Genomic DNA, 9,574 nt, shown 5'->3' with positions numbered 1-9,574 from the left:
GGTTGGTGCGTCCCCCGTCCGCCCTCTCGGGGGCCGGCGACCGCGCCCTATCATAATCCGCCCCCGCCGGGGCCGCGCGGCCCCCACCTCTCCCCCGCTTCGCGGTGGGCGAGGAACCCAGGTCTTGAGAGGTCGGCGGGCGACCCCCTCTGTCGCCTTCGGCGACATCTCCCCCTCAAGGGGGGAGATCGGCAGTTTCGCCGTCGGCGCTTGCTTCCTCGCTGGTCAAAACCCTCGCAGCTTGGCACAGTCGGGCAAAGAGGAGCCTGTTGATGCCGAAGACCGCCAATGCGACAAAACCAAAACCCTGGGCCGAGATGGCGACGCATCTGGTCGATGTCGCCATGGGCCGCAAGCCCGCCGATCTCGTCATCCGCAACGGGCGCTGGGTCAACGTTCATTCCGGCGAGATCATCGCCGGCACCGACATCGCCATCGCCGGCGGCCGCTTTGCCTATTGCGGGCCGAATGCCGGCCACGCCATCGGCCAGGGCACCAAGGTGGTCGATGCCGGCGGCCGCTATCTGGTGCCGGGGCTTTGCGACGCGCATATGCATGTCGAGAGCGGCATGGTGACGGTGACGGAATTCTGCCGCGCGGTGATCCCGCACGGCACCACATCGATGTTCATCGATCCGCATGAGATCGCCAACGTGCTCGGCCTGCCGGGCGTGCGGCTGATGCATGACGAGGCGGTCGCCATGCCGGTCAACGTGCATGTGCAGATGCCGTCCTGTGTGCCGTCGGCACCGGGGCTGGAGCATGCCGGCGCTGAGCTGACCGTCGCCGATGTTGCCGAGGCGATGACCTGGGAAAACATTATCGGGCTCGGCGAGGTGATGAATTTTCCGGGCGTCGCCGCCAATGATCCGGTGATGTCGGGCGAGATCGCGGCGACGGTGAGGGCCGGCAAGACTGTCGGCGGGCATTATGCCTCGCGCGATCTCGGCCTGCCGTTCCACGGCTATGTCGCCGGCGGTGCCGAGGACGATCATGAAGGCACGCGCGCCGAGGATGCCATCGCCCGCGTCCGCCAGGGCATGAAGGCGATGCTGCGGCTGGGCTCGGCCTGGTATGACGTGGCCTCGCAGATCAAGGCGGTGACGGAGAGCGGGCTCGACCCGCGCAACTTCATCCTGTGCACCGACGACAGCCACTCCGGTACGCTGGTGCACGAAGGCCATATGGACCGGGTCGTGCGCCACGCCATCAGCCAGGGCTTGAAGCCGGTGACTGCGATCCAGATGGCGACGCTCAACACCGCCCAGCATTTCCGGCTGGAGCGCGAGATCGGCTCGATCGCGCCGGGACGGCTCGCCGATCTGCTGATCGTCTCCGACCTCGCCGAAATGACCATCGACGAGGTCTATGGCCGCGGCGTCAGGCTGGCCAAGGGCGGCAAGCTCGAAATCGACATTCCGGCCTACAATTATCCGCGGACGGCGAAGAACACCGTCAAGCTCGGCAAGAAGCTCAAGGCAGGCGATTTCGATATCGCGGCACCCATGGGCGCCAACGAAGTGCGGGTGCGGGTCATCGGCGTCATCGAGAACCAGGCGCCGACGCGGGCGCTGGAGGCCGATCTTGCCGTCGAGGACGGGCTGGTCGCCATGGATCGCCGCAACGATGTCTGCCAGATCGCGCTGGTCGAACGCCACAAGGGCACCGGCGGCGTCACCAACGCCTTCGTCTCCGGCTTCGGCTATATCGGCGACTGCGCCATGGCCTCCAGCGTGGCGCATGATGCCCACCACATCATCGTCGTTGGCACCAACAAGCAGGACATGGCATTGGCGGTGAACCGGCTGGGCGAGGTCGGCGGCGGCGTCGTGCTGTTCTCCAAGGGCAAGGAACTGGCGCTGGTCGAAATGCCGATCGCCGGGCTGATGTCGGACGAGCGGGCGGAAATCGTTGCCGCCAAGGCGGACAAACTCAGCGACGCCATGCGCCAGATGGGCTGCTCGCTGAACAACGCCTACATGCAGCACTCGCTGCTGGCGCTGGTTGTCATCCCCGAGCTCAGGATTTCCGACGTCGGCCTGATCGACGTGACGACGTTTCAGAAGGTTGATTTGTTCGTCTGAACGCCGCCCGAGCGCCGCTTCACCCGCCTGTCGCAATCGTCAGCACCTTGAACGGCGTGGTGATGACGATTTCGGCGACCGAGCCGACGGCCATGCCGAGGCCCTGGCCGAGATTGTCGAGCTGGGCCGGCGCGGTCTCTTCAGAGGCGAGGCCGGCCGGGGCGCGCAGGCGGTCGCCGAGCAGTTGCACCAGGAACGGGTTGTCGGCGAATTTGGCGTGGTTCAGCCGGTCGCCGCCCTTGGTCTTGGTCAGGTCGACCACCGAGACGCCATAGCTGGCGAGGTCGGCGGCGTCGCCATAGTCGCCAACGCGCGGCTTGTCGCCGGAGATCAGGGTCGACAGCCTGAGCGCCCGGTCGTCGCCCGAAAGCAGCACGGCGAACGGCTTGTCGGGCTTGCCGTAGCGGATCATCTGCTTCTTGAACACGTCGACGTCGATGTCGGGCGAAGCCAGGATGACGTAGCCGAGCTTGCCGCCGAGGTCGCGGTCGCCGGTGATGGCAAGCTGCCGCAACGCTTCCATCGTCACCCAGGTCCCCATTGAATGGGCAATGATGTCGATGCTCTTGGCGCGGCTCTTGGCGAGCATGCGCAGCGTCGCTTCGAGATCGTCGCGCGCCGCATTGGCGCTTTCCTTGTCGTAGATGTAGCCGGTCGTCTTGCCGCTCGACGCCCACGAAAACAGCACCGGCGTGCCCGGATATTTCGTGTCGTGCGCGATCTGCGTCAGCCGGTAGATGCCGTCGTCAAAACCGTTGTTGAAGCCGTGCACGAAAACCAGCGCGCGGTCGCCGCGCATGGCGATGTCGGCGCCGACAGCCTTGGCGAATTGCGGCGCGCCTTTGTAGAAGGTGACGCCGGTCGCCGTGAAATCCTTCGCCGGATTGCTGTTGGCCGAGCCCTTGACCCGTTCGATGGCGCCGACCTGGTGCACCTTCGGCACCGTCACCTCGACGCTGGCAAAGCTGGTGGTCGGCGAACGGTCGCCGTCGAACACCTGCCGGGGCTCCTTCGTTGCCCTTTGCCGGGTTGTGGCGACGAAGATCTTGTGCGTCGCCACAATGTCCGAAGCAGGCACGATGATCGTCGTCTTGTTGAGCAGATCGTGCGTGTTCTGGCCGGCGCAGCCTGCCAGCGCGAGCGCGAACGCAACGACGAGAAAGATCTTCGAAGGCACGATCACGCGGGCTCCCGCAAAGGCGACGTCGAGCCGGAGACGTCTTGGCCTATTCGATAGAGGCAGAGGCCGGCACGGTCCAGTTCAAACTGTTCCGATGGTGCGGCAATGGTCAACAACGACTGCCGCGCAATGCACCTATTGTCCGACCGAGGCAATCCGGTCGGTCACCTCGCGGTCGCTGGCAAACCCGTCATCCTCGCGCAGCTTCTGGCCGATCAACTGCACCAATTCCGGATTGTCGGCGAACTTGGTGTGGTTGAAACGGTCGGCTCCCTTGACGCTGGAGAGGTCGACGACCGACACGCCATAGCTGGCAAGGTCGGCGGCGTCCTTGTAGTCGCCGACGCGCGGTCGCGCGCCGGCGATAAGGCCGGACAGCCTGAGCGCCCGGTCGTCGTCGGAGAGCAGCAGGATGAACGGCTTGTCCGGCTTGCCGTAGCGGCGCATCTGGCTCTTGAACACGTCGACGTCGATGTCGGGCGAGGCCAGCACGACGTCGCCGAGCTTGCCGCCGAGATCGCGGTCGCCGGTGATGGCGAGTTGGCGCAGCGCCTCCATGGTAACCCAGGTCCCCAGCGAATGGGCGACGATGTCAATGCGCCGCGCGCCGGTCTGCGCCAGCATTCTCAACGTCACTTCCAGCTGGTCGCGGGCAACGCTGGCGCTTTCCTTGTCGTAGACATAGTCGGTGGTCTTGGCGCCCGACGCCCAGGAAAACAGCACCGGCGTGCCCGGATAGCCGGAATCATGGGTGATCTGGGTGACGCGGTAGACCGCGTCGTCGAAGCCGGTGTTGTAGCCGTGGACGAAGACCATGACGCGGCCGCCGCGCGCCGCGATGTCGGCGCTGAGCGCGCTGGAGAATTTCGGCTGGGTGTCGTAGCCGACGACCTCGGAAGCCATGAAGTATTTGGCTGGATCGTCCGACTTGCCGCGCGAGCGCCGCTCGATCTGGCCTGTCTTGTGGATGCCGGGGACGGTGACGTTGACGCGGGCATAGTTCAGCGTCGCCGACCGCTCGCCGTCGAAGACCTTGTTGGGATCGTCGGAGCGCTTGCGCGTCGTTGCGATGAAGATCGAGTGATTGCCGGCGATTTCCGTCACCGGCACCGCCATCATGGCGCTGCCGAGCAGTTCCTCGGTTTGGCGACCGCCGCAGCCGGCGAGCAGCGCGGCAAGGACAATGATGCAAATCGTCTTCAAGGGCACTTAAGCAATTCCACTCCGGCCTGACCAAAGGCCCATCCACCTCCGCCGCCCCTCCCGGACAGGCGAAGTGCGGCAGAAGTAAGTCGCGGATGCCGAAATGCGCTCAGTGCCTCGCGACGGCCATCGCACTGTTGCGCGAAAGCCAGAACGGCGGCAGGAACGCCGGGATGTTGGAAAACGGCAGCACTTCCGGCTTCAATCTTATGCCAAGCACGTCGCGCATGAAGGCGCGGCGCGCCTCGATGCGGCGCCAGGCTTCGGGATAGCGCGCGGCGATCTCTTCGCGCAGCGCCTCGTCGGCCAGCGCGATGCCGTCCTCGATGTTGGTGGTGAAATAAGCGGTGCCGGTTGCTGGGATGATGTCGACCTGCAAGGCCATGCCCGACTTCAATCTGATATCGGAGCCGGAAAATACCGGCGAATGCATCCATTCGTCGATATGGACGAGATGGCCGGGATTGAGCGACACGCCGAAGAACGGAGCGCCGATCCGCTCGTGCACCGCTTGCCACAGTGCGCCGCCGGGAACGCCGATGCCGACCGTCTCATACCAGTCGACGACGGCGCAGAAATAGGGCGCGACCAGTTTCTCGACATAGTCCCGGATGCCCCTTGGAAGCTCGGCCGCGTCCTCGACCAGAAAACCGGCGCGGGCGTTGAGCGAGCCTTGGATGCCATAGGCCATGGTGATCGGGTCGCCGCGCTTGATGACGTCAAGACGCGGGCTTGGCAGGCCATAGGGCGCGCGCCTGCCGGCCGACAGCATCGGGTGACAGCATTGCGGCAGGCCGTTGATGCCCATCAGCCGCGCCGCCTGCAATTCGGTCATGCCGGGTTCGATGACCTGCAGGACATTGCGCAGGCCTTGCGAGGAATAGGTCGCGGCGAATTCGAACGCGGCCAGCTGGTCGGCCTCGTTAATGGCGCGCAGGCCGTCGGCAGGGTTCATCAAAAGGTTCGCCGCGTTGACGATCACACCCCTGTCGCCGGCAAGCGTGCGTAGCGTGTCGGCGATGAAGGACGGCAGGTCGAGCGTCGTTTCACCAAAACCGGCATCGCCGGGGCCGAACGGTTTCCAGCCGATGGCGCCGATGCGCTGGCCGGCTTTCAGGCCGCAATCGGCAAGAATGTTGGGAAGCGCCTGCGAGCGGTCGCGCGGCTGCGCCGGCAGCGAAAAGGTCTGGTAGAGCACGCGCTCGTACGGCCCGTCGCAGATCTCGGCATAGCCCCAGCCCTCATTGCCGACCAGCAGTTTCGGCGGCTTGTCGGGAACGATGACCAGCAGCGTCTCCTCGAAGCGCGGATCGTAGCCGCAGAGATAGGCGACATTGGCGGCATGTTCGCGGTCGCCATAGACGACGAACGCGTCGAACCCCGCTTCGCCGCCGCGTGCAACCAGTGCCGCGATGCGGGCCTCATAGGTGGCGCGCAGAACCAGCGGCATCACCGTCGGCTCGCCGAACTCCGGCAGCGACACGGTTTTCTGGGCCACCGATGCGACAGGCATGAACAGACGCTCCTAACGGCCAACGAGATTTTGGGAACACCCTTTCAGGGTGGCCGGACAATGGCTTCGTGAAGCCGGATATGCAATAGCGGGACCGAATTCGGCTAGCCTGTGGGGTGCTCTTGCCATGACCAGTTTCTCCTCTCGCGTCGCTGCCGCCGCTGCCGCGATCCGCGAGATCTTTCCGGAAACGCCGCTGCAGGAAAACGACTATCTGTCGAAGAAGAGCGGCGCGCGGGTGCTGCTGAAGCGCGAGGACCTGACGCCGGTGCGCTCCTACAAGATCCGCGGCGCCTTCAACTTCTTCCGCAAGACGCTTGCCGCCGGCAACGCTGCCGAGCTGTTCGTCTGCGCCTCGGCCGGCAATCACGCGCAGGGCTTTGCCTTCGTCTGCCGCCATTTCGGCAAGAAGGGCGTCGTCTTCATGCCGGTGACCACGCCGCAGCAGAAGATCGACAAGACGCGGCTGTTCGGCGGCGAGTTCGTCGAGATCAGGCTGGTCGGCGATTTTTTCGACGACTGCTACCGCGCGGCACTCGAATTCACCGAAACTGCCGGCGCGCATATGGTGCCGCCTTTCGACCACAAGGACATCATCGAAGGGCAGGCGACCGTCGCCTACGAGATATCAGGCCAGATGCCCGGCGCGCGCATGCCCGACATCATTATGCTGCCGGTCGGCGGCGGTGGCCTTGCCGCCGGCGTCACCCATTATTTCGCCGACCAGCTGCGTGAAACACGTTTCGTCTTTTGCGAGCCGGCCGGCGCCCCGAGCCTGAGCGAGAGCCTTGCCGCCGGAAAGCGGGTCAAGCTCGCCAAGGTCGACAATTTCGTCGACGGAGCGGCGGTGGCCGAGATCGGCCGCGAGCCGTTGCGCCATCTCAAGGAGTTTGCTGCCGATGCAGTGCGGTTGATCCCGGAAAACCGGCTCTGCGCGACCATGATCGAAATGCTCAATGTCGAAGGCGTCGTGCTCGAGCCGGCCGGTGCGCTGGCGATCGATGCGCTCAAGGATTTTTCCAAAAAGGAAATCAGGGGCAAGACCATCGTCGCCGTGGTGTCCGGCGGCAATTTCGATTTCGAGCGGCTGCCGGATGTGAAGGAACGGGCGCTGCGCTTTGAGGGCTTGAAGAAATACTTCATCATCCGCTTTCCGCAGCGGCCCGGCGCGTTGCGCGATTTCCTCGAATTGCTAGGCCCCGACGACGACATCGCCCGCTTCGAATATCTGAAGAAATCGGCGCGCAATTTCGGTTCGGTGCTGATCGGCATCGAAACCAAGGACCGCCGCAATTTCGACCTGCTCAAGGCGAATTTCGACGCCGAAAGCGTTCACTACCAAGACATTACCGACAACGAGACGCTCGCCGGGTTCATCATATGAGCAGCAACGACCTTCCGAACGCTCCGGCGAACGTTTTTATCGCGCTGTTTTCCGGCATTAAACTCGGCGGCAACCGCATCGTCAAGATGGCGGAACTCAGGTCATTTTTCGAGCAGCTCGGCTTCTCCGATATCGCCACCTATGTGCAGAGCGGCAACGCCGTGTTCCGGTCGCCAGATGGCGATGCGGCGACGCTGACCAAGCGGCTGGAAGCGGAATTCGAGAAGAGATGGGGCTTCCAATCGCGCATCATGGTGCGCGATCTCGGCTGGCTCGAGCGGATGGCGGCGGACAATCCCTATCCGGAAGCGGCCGGCGAGCCGACCAAGCTGCATGCTTATGCACTGGAGCGCCGGCCGACCGCCGAGGAGATCGCCCGGCTGGCGGAAAAATGCACCGGGCCCGAACGCTTCGAGATCAAGGGCGACGTGCTCTACCTGCATGCGCCCGACGGCCTCGGCAAATCGGTCTTTGCCAATCTCATCCCGCGCGTTCTGAAGGTGCACTGCACGGCGCGCAACTGGCGCACCGTGCTGATGCTGCTCGAGATGGCCAGGGCCGGCCGCTGACAGGTCGTCTACGCGGCCGAAGCGCGTTTCCAGTCGAATGCCAGCTCTTCACGGAAGGCGAAGCGCTTGATGTGCTCGGCGACGACCGTTTCCAGGCGCTCGAGCGAGCCAGCTTCATCGGTCGTCACGGCAATGTGCAGCGCAGCCGGATCCGCATCGAGAACCGTGCGGCCGAGCGTCAGATCGATGGTGCCGTGGTTCGGGTCGAATTCGACGGGAAACTTGTGCGCCCAATGTTTGCACAGCTGCTGCAGATAGCGGCTGGCATGTTCGGTGGCGACGTCGACATGGCTGGCCGGCATGAATGAATTCTCCTTGGGAATGCGGACGCGAAAACCGAACCAGGGCCCGCCTGCGTCCGCTCAAGATAGCGTGATCGGTTACCAGCTGCCGGTGTTCGGCATCGACGCCCACGGCTCGGCCTTCGGCTTGGCCGGGCCTTTCTGCAACAGCTCGATCGAGATGCCGTCCGGCGATTTGACGAACGCCATGTTGCCGTCGCGCGGCGGCCGGTTGATGGTAACGCCATTGTCCATCAGCCGCTGGCAGGTGGCGTAGATGTCGTCGACCTCATAGGCAAGATGGCCGAAATTGCGGCCGCGCTTGTAGTCTTCCGGGTCCCAATTGTAGGTCAGCTCGATCAGCGGCGCCTTTTCGGAGATGCCGCTCTGCTCGTCTTCGGGCGCGGCGAGGAAGATCAGCGTGTAGCGGCCTTGCTCGTTTTCATGGCGGCGCACTTCCTTGAGGCCAAGCTTGTTGCAGTAGAAATCGAGCGAAGCATCGATGTCGGCGATGCGGACCATGGTGTGCAGATAGCGCATGATTTCCTCCTTATGTTGCGTTGCGGCGCACCATAGGGGCGGCCCGGCCAAAGGGCAATCGGCCACGCTTGCCAGCGCCGGCAAACGGCAAATCCGCTATTCCTGTACGGAACCGTGAAAAAAGGCACGTCAGGTCTTGCACACACCGGAAGCCGCGGTGTTAATCTGATACCAAGAATCAGTTGCAGTGTTTCTTGAAAAAGGGGGCGTTCTTATGGGGGAAAAGGCCTCTTTCATGGGGCGGGACGGGGCCGGTAACGATGCGTTGAAGCGGGATGAGAGCGCCGATACGGCCGATCTCGTCGAAATCGCTGGCGCCATCAAATGGTTCGACGTAGCCAAGGGCTACGGTTTCATCCTTCCCGATGATGGTACTTCGGGCGACATCCTCCTCCATGTGACATGCCTTCGAAAGGACGGTTTTCAGACCGCGCTTGAAGGCGCCCGTGTCGTCTGCCTGGTCAAGCAGGGCGAGCGCGGGCTGCAGGCCTTCCGCGTGCTCTCGATGGATGTCACCACGGCGATCCATCCGGCGGAGATGCAGGAGCAGCGCACCCATGTCGCGGTGACGCCGGAAAGCGGCCTCGAACGGGCGCTGGTGAAATGGTTCAACCGCACCAAAGGGTTCGGCTTTCTGACCCGGGGCGAGGGCACCGAGGATATTTTCGTCCACATGGAGACGCTGCGCCGCTACGGCATCACCGAACTCCGCCCGGGCCAGGTGGTGCTGGTCCGCTTCGGACGCGGCGACAAAGGCCTTATGGCTGCCGAAATTCACCCCGATATGGGTACCTTGCCGGTCTCGCATTAGTTCCGGTCG

9 protein-coding genes are annotated in these 9,574 nt (G+C 64.0%); 4 read left to right on the top strand and 5 right to left on the bottom strand.

The features are described 5' to 3' along the window. The first annotated feature begins 272 nt into the window (after positions 1–272). Positions 273–2,084, top strand: a complete 1,812-nt coding sequence (gene ade / locus NKI79_RS28025; protein ID WP_352806128.1) for an adenine deaminase — start codon at positions 273–275, stop codon at positions 2,082–2,084. A gap of 19 nt (positions 2,085–2,103) precedes the next feature. On the opposite strand, the gene NKI79_RS28020 is transcribed toward ade, so the two are convergent. The 3 genes from NKI79_RS28020 to NKI79_RS28010 all read right to left on the bottom strand — a co-directional run bounded on the left by NKI79_RS28020 (position 2,104) and on the right by NKI79_RS28010 (position 5,980). Continuing rightward, complete coding sequence (locus NKI79_RS28020) at positions 2,104–3,267, bottom strand: alpha/beta hydrolase (RefSeq protein ID WP_352806125.1); 1,164 nt, start codon at positions 3,265–3,267, stop codon at positions 2,104–2,106. Between the two features lie 132 nt (positions 3,268–3,399). Continuing rightward, a complete protein-coding gene (locus NKI79_RS28015) occupies positions 3,400–4,473 on the bottom strand; it encodes an alpha/beta hydrolase (protein ID WP_254817699.1) in 1,074 nt (357 codons plus the stop codon). Positions 4,474–4,576: 103 nt separating this feature from the next. Then, entirely contained in the window at positions 4,577–5,980 is a 1,404-nt protein-coding gene (locus NKI79_RS28010) for an aminopeptidase P family N-terminal domain-containing protein (RefSeq protein WP_352806123.1), read from the bottom strand. Between the two features lie 127 nt (positions 5,981–6,107). Between NKI79_RS28010 and ilvA the strand changes: the two genes are divergently transcribed. Continuing rightward, positions 6,108–7,364 (top strand): threonine ammonia-lyase IlvA, encoded by a 1,257-nt coding sequence (gene ilvA / locus NKI79_RS28005; RefSeq protein WP_352509419.1) that lies wholly within the window; start codon positions 6,108–6,110, stop codon positions 7,362–7,364. Next, the gene (locus NKI79_RS28000; protein WP_352806121.1) at positions 7,361–7,933 is read left to right on the top strand and encodes a DUF1697 domain-containing protein; all 573 of its coding nucleotides are present in this window, start codon (positions 7,361–7,363) and stop codon (positions 7,931–7,933) included. Before ilvA ends, NKI79_RS28000 begins: the two co-directional genes overlap by 4 nt. An 8-nt stretch (positions 7,934–7,941) precedes the next feature. Here the strand turns inward: NKI79_RS28000 and NKI79_RS27995 are convergent, their stop codons facing one another. Both NKI79_RS27995 and gloA read right to left on the bottom strand, forming a co-directional pair. Continuing rightward, the gene (locus NKI79_RS27995; protein ID WP_352806120.1) at positions 7,942–8,235 is read right to left on the bottom strand and encodes a DUF2218 domain-containing protein; all 294 of its coding nucleotides are present in this window, start codon (positions 8,233–8,235) and stop codon (positions 7,942–7,944) included. Between the two features lie 78 nt (positions 8,236–8,313). Further along, positions 8,314–8,754: a lactoylglutathione lyase gene (gloA, locus tag NKI79_RS27990; RefSeq protein ID WP_352806117.1), complete on the bottom strand. Its 441-nt coding sequence runs from the start codon at positions 8,752–8,754 to the stop codon at positions 8,314–8,316. A gap of 214 nt (positions 8,755–8,968) precedes the next feature. Between gloA and NKI79_RS27985 the strand changes: the two genes are divergently transcribed. Continuing rightward, on the top strand, positions 8,969–9,565 hold the full coding sequence (locus NKI79_RS27985) for a cold-shock protein (protein WP_254817705.1): 597 nt from the start codon (positions 8,969–8,971) through the stop codon (positions 9,563–9,565). Positions 9,566–9,574: the final 9 nt, after the last annotated feature.

The organism is Mesorhizobium sp. M0340, from assembly GCF_040321535.1.
Lineage (GTDB): Bacteria > Pseudomonadota > Alphaproteobacteria > Rhizobiales > Rhizobiaceae > Mesorhizobium.
The sequence above is the reverse complement of the archived record's forward strand: the minus strand, read 5'-3'. Positions and strand labels throughout refer to the sequence as shown.

Coding starts and splice junctions, on each gene's coding strand:
- ade (WP_352806128.1), top strand. CDS start 273: ATGCCGAAGACCGCCAATGCGACAAAACCAAAACCCTGGGCCGAGATG.
- NKI79_RS28010 (WP_352806123.1), bottom strand. CDS start 5,980: ATGCCTGTCGCATCGGTGGCCCAGAAAACCGTGTCGCTGCCGGAGTTC.
- ilvA (WP_352509419.1), top strand. CDS start 6,108: ATGACCAGTTTCTCCTCTCGCGTCGCTGCCGCCGCTGCCGCGATCCGC.
- NKI79_RS28000 (WP_352806121.1), top strand. CDS start 7,361: ATGAGCAGCAACGACCTTCCGAACGCTCCGGCGAACGTTTTTATCGCG.
- NKI79_RS27995 (WP_352806120.1), bottom strand. CDS start 8,235: ATGCCGGCCAGCCATGTCGACGTCGCCACCGAACATGCCAGCCGCTAT.
- gloA (WP_352806117.1), bottom strand. CDS start 8,754: ATGCGCTATCTGCACACCATGGTCCGCATCGCCGACATCGATGCTTCG.
- NKI79_RS27985 (WP_254817705.1), top strand. CDS start 8,969: ATGGGGGAAAAGGCCTCTTTCATGGGGCGGGACGGGGCCGGTAACGAT.